The following is a 13,559-nucleotide window of genomic DNA, read 5'->3' as shown; positions in this document are numbered from 1 at the left end:
CCGGCGCTGCGTCGGGTTCCGGGCCGGTCGTGATCGAAGCCGATCGCGACCGGCCCGGTGCGTTCACGGTGTTCCTCGACGGGACGCCGCAGAGCTACATCGACACGGGCGACCCGACCAACCTGGTCTTCGAGTACGTGCGCCGGATCGGCCACGTGATCGACCTGGCGCGGCCGCCCGGCGTCCCCGTCACCGCCGTGCACCTGGGCGGCGGCGGCTTCACCCTGCCCCGCTACATCGCGCACACCCGGCCCGGTTCGCGGCAGCAGGTGCTCGAAGTCGACCGTGCGCTCATCGACGCCGTCCGGGCCGCGGCGCCGCTCCCGAAGCGCGAGCAGATCAAGATCCGCTGCGCCGACGCCGCGCTCGCGGCCACCGTGCTGCCGCCCGGAATGCTCGGCACCGTCGAGGTGCTCGTCGTCGACGTCTTCGCCGGGGCGCGCACCCCGTCCGGCCTGACCACGTCGGAATTCCTCGCCTCGCTGAAACCCCTGCTCGCCCCGGGGGCGGTGGTCGCGCTCAACGTCGCCGACGGTCCGCCGCTCGCCTTCGCCAGGTCGGTGATCGCGACGGTCGCGGAGGTCTTCGGCGCATCGACCGGGGGCACTGTGGCCGTGGCCGCGGAGCCCGCCGTGCTCAAGGGCCGGCGGTTCGGGAACCTGGTCGTCGTGGCGGGCGCGGTGCCGGACGGGCTGGCCCGGCGGCTGGCGGGCGACCCGTTCCCGGGGACCCTGCTCTCCGGCGGCGAGGTGACCCGGTTCGTGGGCGGCGCGAAGCCTTTCACCAGCGCGAACGCACAGGAGTCTCCTATGCCGCCGCGCGGCGTCTTCGGGTAGGTTGCTCTCGATGGGATCACATCGTTCTGCAACTGGTTCCCGCGGGATCGCGCGCTGGCTGATCGTCGCGGTCGCCGCGGTCGTCGTGGTGGCCGCGGTCGCCGGCGCCATGGTCTGGCTGTCGGGTCGCTCGGCCCAGGAGGGCCGTGACGCGGCCGCCTCGTGCGTGCGCGGCGACCTCGCGGTGCAGGTCGCGGCCGCCCCCGCGCTCGTCGAGCCACTACGCCGGGTCGCGGAGGGCTTCAACGCGAGCGGCACGGTCTCGGCGGACTACTGCGCGAAGATCCAGGTGACGGGGATAGACTCCCGCGTCGCGCTGGACGCCCTGGCGGGCGCCTGGGACCCGAAGCTCGGCGCGGCGCCGTCGCTGTGGATCCCGGAGAGCACGGTGTGGACGGCGCGCCTCGCGGCGGTCAAGCCCGCCGAGTTGTCCGGACAGCCGACGTCGATCGCCACGTCGCCCGTGGTCCTGGCCGTGCGCGGGTCCGCGCGGCCGGCCTTCGACGGGGTGCGATGGCTCGACCTCCCGGCGCGGCAGGAGCAGTTGCGGATCGCGTTGCCGACGGGCGCCGAGGCGGACGGGACCTACCTCGCAGCGCAGTCCGTCGGCGCCGCGGTCGCGCGCACGTCCGGGGCCGCGCTGTCCGACGATGCGGCCCGGAGCCCGGTGGTCACCGGCGCGCTCGCCCGCTGGGCGAAGGACGCCCCCGCGTCCGCCACGACCGGCGCCGCCCTCGACGCGCTGACCACGCCGGGCGACGCCGTGCGCGCCGTGCCCGTCCTCGAACAGCAGCTCGCCACGTTCGCCCGAGGCCGGGGGGCGGCCGCACCGGTCGCGGTGTACCCGGCGGGCCCGACCGCCTCGGCCACCTACCCCGCCGCCGTGCTCGACCGCGGGGACACGACCGACGCCCACCATCGCGCCGCCGCCGACTTCGTCGCCTACCTGACCCGGCAGGGCAATGCGAAACCACTGGCCGAGGCAGGTTTCCGGGTCACTGGCGAGCCCGCTCCCGCGAAGACGGATTCCGTCGCTTTCGGCACCGTCGAGCCCCTCGCCCCGGCGGGGAACGCCACCGTGATCTCGCTCGCCGACTCCCTGAACCGCCGCTAGATCCAGAAGGCCGTTCTCGCCGCCGCGGGGATTTGTCGCATTCCTCCTTCCGGTCTGGAATCTGGGCGATCGCGACCTCGGCCGGGGCGGCCGAACTCCGATACGGTGAACGAGGAACAAGGCCGCGAACAGAACCATCGGAAGGATGCACCATGGCGCTTCTCGACAAGATCAAGGAACTGCTCGGCAAGAACCCGGAGCAGGTCAACAAAGTGATCGACAAGGCGGGCGCGGCGGCGAAGGGCAAGTTCGCCGGCCACGAGGACAAGATCGATCAGGCGGTGAACAAGGTCAAGGGCGCCACGGGCAGCGCCAACACCACCCCGCCGGCCCCGGGCGGCGAGCAGGCGCCGGGCACCCCGCCGGCGCCGGGCAACCAGCCGCCCACTCCCCCGCAGAACTGAGTGCCCGCGGGCCCGCCTCGGGTCCGCCTCGGCATGGAGCGCCCGTCCCGTTCTCGGGACGGGCGTTTCGCGTTCGCCTCGCACTCAGCTCCGCATGACGGTCCTCGCTGAGCAGGGCGACCGCCGTTCCGGGCGCTGATGACATCCACGCCCCAACCCGGCTCTCGGATTCTGCCCATGTCGGACACGGCGTCCGTCATGGACAGAATCGGAGAGCGCGCGGACCGGCGCACCTCCTCCCCCTGGCCCCAGGCGGCGGCCCGCCCCCGGCAGGCGCTACTCCGCGAACGCCTCGATCGGCGGGCACGAGCAGACCAGGTTGCGGTCGCCGTAGACCCCGTCGATGCGGCGCACGGACGGCCACACCTTGGCGCGCGCACCGCCGGACGGCAGGCCCTGGGGGTACACGGCGACCTCGCGCGAGTACGGGTGATCCCACTCGGTCACCAGGCACTCCGCGGTGTGCGGGGCGCCGCGCAGCGGATTGTCGTCCACCGGCCACTCCCCCGCCGCGACCCGGTCGATCTCGGCGCGGATCGCGATCATCGCGTCGCAGAACTCGTCGATCTCGCCGAGCGACTCGCTCTCAGTGGGCTCGACCATGAGCGTGCCCGCAACGGGGAAGCTCATGGTCGGCGCGTGGAAGCCGTAGTCGGCCAGGCGCTTCGCGACGTCGTCGATGGAGACTCCGGTCTCCTTGGAGATGCCGCGCACGTCGAGGATGCATTCGTGCGCCACGCGGCCGTTCTCGCCGGTGTAGAGCACGGGGAAGGCGTCGTTCAAGCGCGCCGCGATGTAGTTCGCCGACGCGATCGCCGTCAGGGTCGCGCTGCGCAGGCCGGACGCCCCCATCATCCGGATGTACGCCCAGGTGATCGGGAGGATCGAGGCGCTGCCGAAGGGCGCCGCCGAGATCGTGGGGCCGGTGCCCAGCGAGGGCTCGAGCGGGTGCCCGGGCAGGAAGGGCGCGAGGTGGCTGCGGACGCCGATCGGGCCGACGCCGGGACCGCCGCCGCCGTGCGGGATGCAGAAGGTCTTGTGCAGGTTCAGATGCGAGACGTCACCTCCGAACTTGCCGGGCCGAGCCAGGCCGACCAGCGCGTTCATGTTGGCACCGTCGACGTAGACCTGCCCGCCGGCCTCGTGGACCGCGCCGCAGATCTCCCGCACCTCGTGCTCGTACACGCCGTGCGTGGACGGGTAGGTGATCATGATCGCCGCCAGCTCGTCGGCGTGCTTGGCGATCTTCTCTTTGAGGTCCGCGGTATCCACATCGCCCGACTCGCGCGATGCGACTACGACCACCCGCAGGCCCGCCATCACCGCCGACGCGGCGTTCGTGCCATGCGCGGACGAGGGGATCAGGCAGACGGTGCGGTGCGCGTCCCCACGCGAGAGGTGGTAGTTGCGGATCGCGAGCAGGCCCGCGTACTCGCCCTGCGAGCCGGCGTTGGGCTGCAGCGAGACGTTGTCGTACCCCGTGATCGCGACCAGCCACTCCTCGAGCTGCGCGATCAGCGCGCGGATGCCCTCGGTGTCCGCGGCGGGCGCGAACGGGTGCAGCCGCGAGAACTCCGGCCAGGTGATGGACTCCATCTCCGCCGTCGCGTTGAGCTTCATGGTGCACGAGCCCAGCGGGATCATCGAGCGATCCAGCGCGATGTCCTTGTCGGCGAGCTTGCGCAGGTACCGCAGCATCGCCGTCTCGGTGCGGTAGGCGTGGAACGCGGGATGCGTCAGGTACTCCGAGGTGCGGTTCTCGATATCCGACGGTGCGCCGTCGACCGGCCGCGCGCCGAACGCCGCGAGCACGGCGGCCACGTCGGCCGCGGTGCTGGTCTCGTCGAAGGCGACGGAGACGTGGTCGTCGTCGACCCGCCACAGGTTGTAGCCCGCGGCCTTGGCCGCGGCGAGCACGTCGTCGGCGCGGCCGGGCACCTGGACCAGGACCGTGTCGAAGAAGTCGGCGTGCACGACGGCGTCGCCGAGGCCCGCGGCGAGGGCCGACGCCCGGGCGTGCACGCGCAGCGCGATGGCCCGCAGCCCCTCGGGGCCGTGGTAGCTCGCGTACATCGCGGCGAGCACGGCCAGGAGCACCTGCGCGGTGCAGATGTTGCTCGTGGCCTTCTCGCGCCGGATGTGCTGCTCACGGGTCTGCAGGGCCAGGCGGTAGGCGAGGTTGCCGTCGGCGTCGACGGAGACGCCCACGAGGCGGCCGGGGATCTGGCGGGCGTGCTTGCTGTGCACCGCGAGGTAGCCGGCGTGCGGGCCGCCGAAGCCTAGCGGCACGCCGAAGCGCTGGGTGGTGCCGAAGCAGGCGTCCGCGCCCTGCTCGCCGGGCGGCGTCAGGAGGGTCATCGCCAGCAGGTCCGCGCCGACGGCGACGAGCGCTCCGCGCTCGTGGGCACCGTCGATCACGGCCTGCACGTCGGCGATCCGCCCGGACGCGCCGGGGGTCTGCAGGATCACGCCGAAGAAGTCACCCTCGGGCAGCCCGGTGGTCACGTCGTGGACGAGCACCTCGATGCCCAGCGGCTCGGCGCGGGTCTCGATCACGGCCAGGGTCTGCGGGAAGACGTCGCGGTCGACGATCAGGCGCGGGCTCCTGGACTTGCCGGCGCGGCGCAGCAGGGTCATGGCCTCGGCGGCGGCGGTCGCCTCGTCGAGCATGGAGCTGTTGGCGATCTCCATGCCGGTGAGATCGGAGACCATGGTCTGGAAGTTGAGGAGGGCCTCGAGGCGGCCCTGGCTGATCTCGGGCTGGTACGGCGTGTACGCGGTGTACCAGGCCGGGTTCTCGATGATGTTGCGCAGCAGCACCGGCGGGGTGAGCGTGTCGTAGTACCCGAGCCCGATCATGGTCCGGTCCACGGTGTTGCGGTCGGCGAGGGCGCGCAGTTCGGCGAGGGCCTCGTGCTCGTCGATCGGGGCGGGCAGGGCGCCGAGGCCGTTGTCGGACTCCGGGTCGAGGATGGCCGACGGGACGGCGGCGCGGGCCAGGTCGTCGAGGCTGTCGACGCCGATGACGCGCAGGATCTGCTCGAGCTCGCCCGTGTCGGGGCCGATGTGGCGCGCGGGGAAGTTGCTCGCGGGAGTGCTGTCGGACACTGGGGACCTCCGGGCCGGGTGGCCTCTCCCTCAGTCGCCGGCGGCTCCAGAGGCGCCCAACCCACGTGGTCCTGGTGCCTGAGAGATTGACGGAGAGGTGTTGCTCCTTCGGCGCCCCGGGGCCCGTGCTCGACGGTGCCCGCAGGGCTCTCCCACGCGGTGTTGCGGCGCACGAAGATTCTAGCGCATTTCAACAAGACGCCCGTACGGTGAGGGGACGGGTCGCGGGTGGCGCGTCAAGTGCCCCTCTCAGTCCGCGTACTCCTCCGCCTCCTCATCGAGACCCCGGCGCACCGGCTCGGGGACGCGAACGGTGCCCGGCGTGTACGTGACCGCCGTGAGCGCGGGGCCGAACCGGAACAGGCCCCGCCGAGCTCGCAGCTCGGGGTCGACGGGGCCCCGGGCGTCGACGCCCACCGAGATCCCGGTCCACGGCGCCATGCCGACCAGGGCGACCACGCCGTCGAGTTCGGCGAGATGGACCTCGTCCGCGCCGGACCGAGCGCTGAGGGCGAGGTTCCACCGCACGCTCGGCGATGCACCGATCCGCACCACCAGGGAGTCGGTCCCCGCGGGCACCGGAGCGGACGTCCGATGGAACCGTCCGTAGGAGTTGACGACGAGGTGGGCGACGGCGTCCTCGATGTAGAGCAGGTAGCCCCCCTGCGGGTCGCCGTGGGCCACCAGGACTCCCTCGTCGGCCGGCGTCCACCCGGACAGCTCGACGTCGATCTGCACGTCCCGGTAGGCGATCAGCCTGCTCGACCGGTACCGCTCGAGCGTCGGAGTACCGGCCAGGATCCGGATCGGATCGCTGTAGCGCGCCTCCTCCGGCCGCCGCCGGACCTGCGCGGCGGGATCGTCGTACAGCGGGAAGACCGTATTGTGCCAAGCGGCGCGGTCCCAGGCCGCGGAAAGCTCGGCGACCTTGTCCGGGTACTGGGCCGCCACGTCGCGGGTCTCCGCGGGGTCGGTGCGCACGTCGAACAACTGCCAGGTCGGATCGTCGACCGCCCTGGGGTCGGTGTGCAGGGACAGCAGTTTCCACCCGTCGCGGTAGAAGCCCCGGTGCCCGCCGTACTCCGCGTACTGCTCGTGCCTCGGGCTCGGAAGGTCGGCCGACCTGAGCACGTCCGCCACACTGACGCCGTCCCGGTCCTTCGCCCGCTTGCCGTGCCGCTCGGCGGGCGTCGGCACCCCTGCCAGGTCCAACAGCGTCGGCGCGAGGTCCGTCACGTAGGTGAACTGCCGCCGCACGCCGTTGTCGTCCGCCGAGCGGGGTAGGCCTCGCGGCCACGAGAGGACGAACGGCACACGCACGCCGCCCGCGAAGGTCTGCCCCTTGTAGAAGCGGAACGGCGTGTTGGACGCCTGTCCCCAGCCCCGCGGATAATGGGTGCCCAGCGCCGCGGTCCCGATCAGGTCCTCGTCGTGATCGACGTCGCGCTCCCAGTCCGCGGGCACCGGCGAGTGCACGAACTGACTGAAGTAGGAGCGGGTCCCCACCGGGCCGCCCTCGGCGGTGCCGCCGTTGTCCGAGGTGAAGACGATGATGGTGTTGTCCAGCTCGCCGAGATCGGTCAGCAGGCGGGTGATCCGCCCCAGACTCTGGTCGATGCTGTCGACCATCGCGGCGTACACCTCCTGGTACCGCTGGAACCGGCGCTGCTCGTCCGGGGTGAGCGAATCCCACGGCGGCGCGTCGTACCCGGGTTCGGTGTTGCGCTCCGCGATGGGGGTGTTCTCGTCGAACAGCCCGTCGGCGACCTGACGGGCGAACCTGCGCCGCCGGATCTCGTCCCAGCCCTCGGCGTACCGGCCCCGGTACTTGTCGATGTCGGCGGCCTTCGCCTGGTGCGGGCCGTGCATCGCGATATGGGCGAAGTACAGGAAGAAGGGCTTGTCCGGCTCCTGCGCACGCAGCGACGTGATCGAGGCCACCGCGCGATCGGTCAGGTCGTCGGTCACGTAATAGTCGTCGCCGTAGTCCTCGACGTCCACCACGGTGTTGTCGGCGATCAGCTGGTTCGGGTAGAAGAACGAGTTCAGCCCTTCGAGCGATCCGTAGTACGAGTCGAATCCTCTTTGCAAAGGCCAGGATTCGCGGGGTCGACCCGGCCCCATGTTCGCATCGCGGACCAGATGCCACTTGCCGACGGCGAAGGTCGCGTACCCCGAGGCCCGCAGAATCTCCGGGAGGGTGAGGACGTCGTCCGCCAGCTCGAGACGCTGGCCGGGGAAGCCGGGATCGGAATTGGCGACGGTGCCGTACCCCGCCCGGTGCGGATTGAGCCCGGTCAGCAGGGCCGCACGGGCCGGCGAACACACCGGCGTCGTGTGGTAATTCGTCAGGCGCACACCGCGGTCGGCCAGAGCCGCGAGATGCGGGGTGTCGATCTCGGAGCCGAACGGCGAGATATCGGAGAAGCCCATGTCGTCGATGAGGACCACGACGATGTTGGGGGCACCGTCGGGGGCACGCAGCTCGGGCGCCCACGCGGGGACCGAGCGGGACGCGAGCCGGCGGACCACACCTTCGAAGCCCTCATAGCCCCGCGCGTCCGCCGGGATGTCCGTGCTCTCGTCGGTCGCCGCGCCGCCATCGGCCCGCCGCTCGGAATCACTCACCGTCTCGCCACCCTCATCCCTCGACGCCGCGCTCGGGCGCGCGGCCTCGACCATCATCACCCATCGAGTTTTGCTCACTGCTGCGCGAAATCACTTGCGCTCAGCCTGATCCAAAGATTGGCCCGCCACCGGTCCCGAACCCTACGGTGATTCCGATCCAGACTGGCGCGTGCGCCGTGTTCGACATAGACGGAGAGGCACGTGACGAAATCCCCGGTCACCCGTGCGATCGCACTGATCGTCGTCCTGATACTGGCGGTCGGCTCCTCCGGCTGTGAGTCGGCAGTGGCGCGTCAGCGCACCGCAGCCACCCAGGCACCACGCACGGACGGCTCCGTCCCCCAGGGCGGAACCCTGCGCGTGGGTGTCGATCAGGACTTCTCTCCCAAGACCTTCCTGCAGATCGGCCAGAAGCTCAACGGCACCGTCCTCGCAAACGTCTACGACACGCTGATCCGGTACACCCGTGACGGGGTCACGCCGACCCCGTCCCTCGCCACCGCGTGGCGGCTCGCTCCCGACGGGCTCTCACTCGAGCTGGACCTGCGATCCGACGTCACCTTCCACGACGGACGCCCCTTCGTCTCCCGCGACGTCGAGGAGTCGATCAAGGCGTACATCGGCGGTCCCTGGACGGCGCAGTTCAAGCGCACCGCGGCCGCCATCACGCGGTTCGACACCCAGGACCCGCACCGCGTGATCCTGTACTTCGCGCATCCGCTCAGCAATGTCTTCGACCTGCTGGACTCCGCCCCGATCCTCGACGTCGCCACCCTTCCGCAGCTCAAGGAGGGCACCGTCTACAACGGCACCGGGCCGTTCCGATTCGGGCAGTGGCAGCCGAAACAATCACTACGACTCGATCGGAACGACCGGTACTGGGGCGGGCGCCCCGCATTGGAACACATCTCCTATCAGGTGATCCCGGACAGCCGGGCGCTGTACACCCGCCTGCTCACCGGGCAGATCGACATCGCGGACGAACTGACTCCCCAGGACCAGCAACTGGCGGCCGGGCGCAACGGCTTCCAGAACGTGTCCCTCGTCGGCGCCGAGTCCCAGCAGTACGTGGGCGTCAACGTCAAGAATCCAGCGCTGTCGGATGTGCGGCTTCGCCAAGCGATCGCGTACTCGATCGACCGCGAGCGGATCGTCAACGATGTCACGCGCGGCAGCGCGTACGCGGTGAACGTCGCCTGGCCCAGGTGGTCGCCCGCCTACGACGAGGCGGACAACCGCACCTATCGCCGCGACGTGAACAAGGCCCGTGAACTGGTCCGCGAGATCGGCGAGATTCCTGAGATCCCCCTCGACTACGCCTCCGGGGGCAATCAGCGGATCATCGCGGAGATCGTGCAGTCCAATCTCGCCGACGCCGGCATCAAGGTGCGCCTGGTGGCGAACGACTACGCGCAGCAGTCCGAGAAGCTGGTCGGCGGGAAGTTCGAGGGGCTATGGATCCTCGAGCACGGTTTCGCCCAGTTCACCCCGTCCACGCTCGCTGTCTCCGCCTACCCGTTCAACGCGGCGAAGAACTCGTCCAACTACTCCGACCCCGACTACACCGCGGCCGCGGAGGCGGCGTGGCGCGTCGCCGACGGTACGTCGCCGCAGGCGCTCGCCGCCTACCGCCGTCTCAGCGAGATCCTGCTCCGCGACCTATTCATCGTCGAGATCGGGGTGCGGATCACCCAGGTCGCAGCGTCACCCCAGGTCGGGGGCGTCGACTGGGGCAAGCGCAACGACCTGCGCTTCGCCCGGACCTACCTCGCCTCGCCGCAGTAGCCGGCCGCCCGATATTGGAGAATCCCATGACCGCGTATCTCCTCCGCCGCGTTCCGACGGCCCTGCTGGTGCTGTTGCTCGCGTCCGTCCTCATCTTCGGCATCCTGCGCTTCATTCCGGGCGGACCGGAGGCGGCGCTGCTCGGCCCCGACGCCTCGCCGAGCGACGTGCAGGCACTGCGCCACGAACTCGGCCTCGACCGCAGCTTCTTCGCGCAGTACCTCACCTGGATCTCGTCGATACTCCGCCTGGATTTCGGGCGCAGCTACCAGGTCGGCGGCGAGATCAGCGCGCTCATCAGCTTCGGCCTGGTGAACACCCTCGTGCTGACCGGCGCGGCCCTGCTGGTCGCGGTCGTTCTCGCCGTCGGGCTCGCGCTGGCGGTCACCGTCTTCGACAATCGCTGGCTCTCCGCGGTCGTCACCGGGGTGAACGCCGCGGCGATCGCGATCCCCACCTTCGTCCTCGGCACGCTGCTGGTGTTGCTGGCGGGGGTGCGGCTGCGCTGGTTGCCCGCGGGTGGCGCCCCGCCGGACGGCTACCTGACCGAACCCACCATCGCGGTCCAGTACCTGATCCTTCCGGCGATCACGCTGGGGCTGCCCACGGGCGCGATGCTCGCCCGGTTCCTGACGGAGTCCCTGCACACCGAACTGGGCAAGCCCTACGCGGTGACCGCGCGCTCGCTCGGCGTCTCCCAGCGCCGGATCGTGCTCCGGCACGCGCTACGGAATGCGCTACCCGCCACGGTCACCGCCTTCGGCCTGCTCGTCGGAGGACTCCTCGGCGGCGCGATCCTCGTCGAGACCGTCTTCGGGTACCCCGGGCTCGGCATGCTCACCGAGCAGGGGATCTTCAGCCGTGACTACCCCCTGGTGCAGGTGCTGCTGCTCCTCTCGGTCACGGTGTTCATCGTCGTTCAACTGCTCGCCGACGTGGCCCACGCCTGGCTCGATCCCCGCATCCGCCTGGGAGCACGGTCGTGACCGCCGAATCCGCACGGAACCTACCGGTCGCATCACCGCCGGGCGAGGAGAACCCCATGACCAGTGTCGACGTCGCTGCACCCGCCGGCGAGCCCACCATCACGCCCGGCCTCGTCCCCGAAGAACCGGGTGACCGGGATCGGCGGACGGCGCGGCCACCGCTGTGGCGCGCCCTGGTCACGGGTCCCGGCCTGATCGGAACGGTGCTCGTCGGCATCGTGCTGGTAGCGGGCCTGCTCGGCCCGCTCCTCACCGCGTACGGACCGACGCAGCAGATCGACGGCGCCTACCTGCTCGGCCCGAGCGCGAGTCACCCGTTCGGGACCGACGACGTCAACCGCGACGTACTGACCCGCGTGCTTCACGGAATCCGGATCGACCTGTTGATCGCGTTCACCGCGGTGCCCATCGGGGCGGTTCTGGGTGCGCTGGTCGGTCTCGTCGCGGTGTCCCACCCCGTCACCGACGTGATCGCGCAGCGGGCCTTCGACGTGATCCTCGCCTTCCCCGCCCTGATTCTCGGGATCGCGCTCACGGCGATCCTCTCCCCCGGCGCGGTCACCATCGCGATCATCATCACCGTCGCCGAGATCCCGATCTTCGGCAGGCTCGTGCGCACCGCCGTGCTGTCCGTCCGCGAGCTCCCGTACGTCGAGGCCGCGACGGTCAGCGGCGCGAGCACCACCCGGATCCTCGGCCGCCATGTGCTGCCCAACTCGATCGACGCGCTCATCGTCCAGGTGGCGCTGTCGCTCTCGCTCGCCGTCTTCATCGAGTCCGGGCTGAGCTTCCTCGGCATCGGCATCCCCGCCCCGGCCCCCTCGCTCGGTTCCATTCTCGCCGCCGGGAACGGCTACCTCGAGTCGAACCCGTGGATCTCCATCGCACCGTTGCTGGCGATCACGGCGCTCGTCCTCGGGTTCGCCCTGATCGCCCAGTCCTTCTCCCGAGCTCGGAGGAATGCATGACCGACACCGAACGCCACGGCCCGCCCGCTTCGGCAGCCGCCGACGGCCGGGAATCGCCGCCACCGGCGCTCGAGGTGACCGATCTGCACATCTCGTTCGACTACCCGCGACCCGCGGTCGCCGGAATCAGTCTGACCGTCGAACGGGGCCGGATCCTCGCGCTCGTGGGCGAGTCGGGATCCGGCAAGACCATGACCGCGCTGGCGGCGATCGGCCTCCTGCCGCGCGGAGCGACGGTGCGCGGCTCCGTCCGCGTCGATGGCAGCGAGGTCATCGGACGGAGCGAGCGTGAGCTCACGACCCTCCGCGGCCGCGCGGTCGCGATGGTCTTCCAGGAACCGCAGACCGCGCTCAACCCGGTCCGGACCATCGGCTGGCAGGTGCGCGAGGCGCTACGGGCGCACGGACGCCTGTCCCGCGCGCAGGCACGGGACAGGGCGGTCGAGCTGCTCGCACTCGTGGAGATCCCGGATCCGGAGAAGCGGGTCGACTACTTCCCGCACCAACTCTCCGGCGGCCAGAAGCAGCGAGTGGTCATCGCGTTGGCGCTCGCGAACGAGCCCGCCCTGCTGCTCGCGGACGAGCCCACGACCGCCCTCGACGTGTCCGTCCAGGCCGAGATCCTCGACCTGCTGGTGCGACTGCGCGACCGAACCGGCGCCGGCATTCTGCTCATCACCCACAACCTCGGCGTGGTGGCCGACATCGCCGACGACGTGGTGGTCGTCCAGCTCGGCGAGGTCGTCGAACGGGGCGACGTCCACACTGTGTTCGCCCGCCCCGAACACCCGTACACGCGGCAGCTCCTCGAATCCGTGCCACGACTGCCACTCGACGGTGTTCCGGTGCCTACCCCGTCGGCTTCCGCGACGGAGGAGGCACCGTCGCAGGCGGATTCCAGCGCCGCGGAGGCGCCGGCCCTCGTGGTCGACCGCGTCTCGGTCCACTTCCCGGGGCGATTCGGTGCCGCGGGACATCGCGCGCTCTCGGACGTCTCGCTGACGGTGGGACGCGGCGAGATCGTCGGCGTGGTGGGTGAATCGGGCTCCGGAAAGACCACACTCGGCCGCGCCGTCGGGGCCTTGGTCCCACTGACGTCCGGCACGATCACCGTGGCGGGCCGCGACATCTCGTCGCTCTCGCGCACCGAGCTGCGCGCGACGCGGCGGCTCCTCGCCTTCGTCCCGCAGGATCCCGCGGCCTCCCTGAACCCGCGGTTCACCGTCGGAGAATCCGTGCGGGAGCCGCTGGACATCCACCGCGTCGGCGACCGCGCAGAACGCGCGGCCCGGGTCGCAGAACTCCTCGACGCCGTTCAACTCCCTACCTCCTTCGCGCACCGATTGCCGCATGAGCTCTCCGGCGGCCAGCGGCAGCGAGTGGCACTCGCCCGTGCGCTCGCCGCGCGCCCCCAACTGTTGATCGCCGACGAGCCGACGAGCGCCTTGGACGTGTCGGTGCAGGCGAGGGTGCTGGAGCTGTTCGTGGACCTGCAGGCGGACCTGGGATTCGCGGCACTGTTCATCAGCCATGACCTGGCAGTCGTGCGCCAGGTGTCCGACCGCGTGGCGGTACTGCGGGGCGGCCGGCTCGAGGAATCGGGCGAGACGGACGCCGTGCTCACCAACCCCGCGTCGGAGTACACGCGGCGGTTGGTCGATGCGGTGCCCTATCCCGATCCGGTGGTGCAGCGCGCACGATCGTCGCGGACCTCGGTGGCGGGCTGACGC

At 70.9% G+C, this 13,559-nt stretch carries 9 protein-coding genes and 1 riboswitch; of the genes, 7 read left to right on the top strand and 2 right to left on the bottom strand.

All coding sequences use genetic code 11. The features are described from left to right. Positions 1 to 29 precede the first annotated feature (29 nt). The 3 genes from FK529_RS15825 to FK529_RS15815 all read left to right on the top strand — a co-directional run bounded on the left by FK529_RS15825 (position 30) and on the right by FK529_RS15815 (position 2,354). Positions 30 to 836 (top strand): spermidine synthase, encoded by an 807-nt coding sequence (locus FK529_RS15825; RefSeq protein WP_231703128.1) that lies wholly within the window; start codon positions 30 to 32, stop codon positions 834 to 836. 10 nt (positions 837 to 846) lie between these two features. Beyond that, entirely contained in the window at positions 847 to 1,950 is a 1,104-nt protein-coding gene (locus FK529_RS15820; protein WP_146562933.1) for a type 2 periplasmic-binding domain-containing protein, read from the top strand. A 152-nt stretch (positions 1,951 to 2,102) separates the two neighbouring features. Then, complete coding sequence (locus FK529_RS15815; protein ID WP_146562931.1) at positions 2,103 to 2,354, top strand: antitoxin; 252 nt, start codon at positions 2,103 to 2,105, stop codon at positions 2,352 to 2,354. 276 nt (positions 2,355 to 2,630) lie between these two features. Here FK529_RS15815 and gcvP read toward each other — a convergent pair whose 3' ends face one another. Both gcvP and FK529_RS15805 read right to left on the bottom strand, forming a co-directional pair. After that, positions 2,631 to 5,462: an aminomethyl-transferring glycine dehydrogenase gene (gene gcvP / locus FK529_RS15810; protein WP_146562929.1), complete on the bottom strand. Its 2,832-nt coding sequence runs from the start codon at positions 5,460 to 5,462 to the stop codon at positions 2,631 to 2,633. A 56-nt stretch (positions 5,463 to 5,518) separates the two neighbouring features. Beyond that, a riboswitch (glycine riboswitch) is annotated at positions 5,519 to 5,627 on the bottom strand. Positions 5,628 to 5,711: 84 nt separating this feature from the next. Next, a complete protein-coding gene (locus FK529_RS15805) occupies positions 5,712 to 8,090 on the bottom strand; it encodes an arylsulfatase (RefSeq protein WP_231703127.1) in 2,379 nt (792 codons plus the stop codon). A gap of 201 nt (positions 8,091 to 8,291) precedes the next feature. On the opposite strand from FK529_RS15805, the gene FK529_RS15800 reads away from it, so the two are divergent. Genes FK529_RS15800 through FK529_RS15785 form a run of 4 tightly spaced genes read left to right on the top strand, consistent with a single transcriptional unit; the run spans position 8,292 to position 13,556 of the window. Beyond that, entirely contained in the window at positions 8,292 to 9,875 is a 1,584-nt protein-coding gene (locus tag FK529_RS15800) for an ABC transporter substrate-binding protein (protein WP_146562927.1), read from the top strand. A gap of 26 nt (positions 9,876 to 9,901) precedes the next feature. Further along, positions 9,902 to 10,861: an ABC transporter permease gene (locus FK529_RS15795; protein ID WP_146562925.1), complete on the top strand. Its 960-nt coding sequence runs from the start codon at positions 9,902 to 9,904 to the stop codon at positions 10,859 to 10,861. Between the two features lie 56 nt (positions 10,862 to 10,917). Continuing rightward, complete coding sequence (locus tag FK529_RS15790; protein WP_146562923.1) at positions 10,918 to 11,829, top strand: ABC transporter permease; 912 nt, start codon at positions 10,918 to 10,920, stop codon at positions 11,827 to 11,829. Further along, positions 11,826 to 13,556, top strand: a complete 1,731-nt coding sequence (locus FK529_RS15785) for a dipeptide ABC transporter ATP-binding protein (RefSeq protein WP_146562921.1) — start codon at positions 11,826 to 11,828, stop codon at positions 13,554 to 13,556. Before FK529_RS15790 ends, FK529_RS15785 begins: the two co-directional genes overlap by 4 nt. Positions 13,557 to 13,559 lie beyond the last annotated feature (3 nt).

This window comes from Tsukamurella asaccharolytica, from assembly GCF_007858435.1.
GTDB lineage: Bacteria > Actinomycetota > Actinomycetes > Mycobacteriales > Mycobacteriaceae > Tsukamurella > Tsukamurella asaccharolytica.
The sequence above is the reverse complement of the archived record's forward strand: the minus strand, read 5'-3'. Positions and strand labels throughout refer to the sequence as shown.

Coding starts and splice junctions, on each gene's coding strand:
- FK529_RS15795 (WP_146562925.1), top strand. CDS start 9,902: ATGACCGCGTATCTCCTCCGCCGCGTTCCGACGGCCCTGCTGGTGCTG.
- FK529_RS15815 (WP_146562931.1), top strand. CDS start 2,103: ATGGCGCTTCTCGACAAGATCAAGGAACTGCTCGGCAAGAACCCGGAG.
- FK529_RS15785 (WP_146562921.1), top strand. CDS start 11,826: ATGACCGACACCGAACGCCACGGCCCGCCCGCTTCGGCAGCCGCCGAC.
- FK529_RS15790 (WP_146562923.1), top strand. CDS start 10,918: ATGACCAGTGTCGACGTCGCTGCACCCGCCGGCGAGCCCACCATCACG.
- FK529_RS15820 (WP_146562933.1), top strand. CDS start 847: ATGGGATCACATCGTTCTGCAACTGGTTCCCGCGGGATCGCGCGCTGG.